Here is a 1,666-nt window from a genome sequence, read left to right on the forward strand (position 1 = left end):
AAAAAGAAGACTATTTTTAACAATAGTTAAAACTGGTCAGCATCTTACAACACATTTTACAATGGAGAGTTTGATCCTGGCTCAGGATGAACGCTAGCGGCAGGCCTAATACATGCAAGTCGAACGAGATTATCCAGCTTGCTGGATATGAAAGTGGCGCACGGGTGCGTAACGCGTATGCAACCTACCTTTATCTGGGGGATAGCCCGGAGAAATCCGGATTAATACCGCATAAAATCACAGGATGGCATTATCCAATGATCAAACATTTATGGGATGAAGATGGGCATGCGTGTCATTAGCTAGTTGGCGGGGTAACGGCCCACCAAGGCGACGATGACTAGGGGATCTGAGAGGATGGCCCCCCACACTGGTACTGAGACACGGACCAGACTCCTACGGGAGGCAGCAGTAAGGAATATTGGTCAATGGAGGCAACTCTGAACCAGCCATGCCGCGTGCAGGAAGACTGCCCTATGGGTTGTAAACTGCTTTTATCCGGGAATAAACCTATTTACGTGTAAATAGCTGAATGTACCGGAAGAATAAGGATCGGCTAACTCCGTGCCAGCAGCCGCGGTAATACGGAGGATCCAAGCGTTATCCGGATTTATTGGGTTTAAAGGGTGCGTAGGCGGCCTGTTAAGTCAGGGGTGAAAGACGGTAGCTCAACTATCGCAGTGCCCTTGATACTGATGGGCTTGAATGGACTAGAGGTAGGCGGAATGAGACAAGTAGCGGTGAAATGCATAGATATGTCTCAGAACACCGATTGCGAAGGCAGCTTACTATGGTCTTATTGACGCTGAGGCACGAAAGCGTGGGGATCAAACAGGATTAGATACCCTGGTAGTCCACGCCCTAAACGATGAACACTCGCTGTTGGCGATACACAGTCAGCGGCTAAGCGAAAGCGTTAAGTGTTCCACCTGGGGAGTACGCTCGCAAGAGTGAAACTCAAAGGAATTGACGGGGGCCCGCACAAGCGGAGGAGCATGTGGTTTAATTCGATGATACGCGAGGAACCTTACCCGGGCTTGAAAGTTAGTGAATGATCTAGAGATAGATCAGTGAGCAATCACACGAAACTAGGTGCTGCATGGCTGTCGTCAGCTCGTGCCGTGAGGTGTTGGGTTAAGTCCCGCAACGAGCGCAACCCCTATGTTTAGTTGCCAGCATGTAATGATGGGGACTCTAAACAGACTGCCTGTGCAAACAGAGAGGAAGGAGGGGACGACGTCAAGTCATCATGGCCCTTACGTCCGGGGCTACACACGTGCTACAATGGATGGTACAGAGGGCAGCTAGCCGGCAACGGTATGCGAATCTCACAAAGCCATTCACAGTTCGGATTGGGGTCTGCAACTCGACCCCATGAAGTTGGATTCGCTAGTAATCGCGTATCAGCAATGACGCGGTGAATACGTTCCCGGGCCTTGTACACACCGCCCGTCAAGCCATGGAAGTTGGGGGTACCTAAAGTATGTAACCGCAAGGAGCGTCCTAGGGTAAAACCGATAACTGGGGCTAAGTCGTAACAAGGTAGCCGTACCGGAAGGTGCGGCTGGAATACCTCCTTTCTGGAGTAGCACCGCCTACTCGCCACGCAACATGATATTTCTAAATAAGGTAGAGGGTAATAAGGTAGAAGGCTTAAGGCCACCAT

At 50.5% G+C, this 1,666-nt stretch carries 1 rRNA gene; it reads left to right on the top strand.

What is annotated here, in order from left to right:
* Positions 1 to 58: 58 nt before the first annotated feature.
* Positions 59 to 1,580: ribosomal RNA gene (locus AC04QZ_RS24980) — 16S ribosomal RNA — on the top strand.
* The last annotated feature ends 86 nt before the right edge of the window (positions 1,581 to 1,666 follow it).

The sequence above is a fragment of the Pedobacter folensis genome (assembly GCF_056490665.1).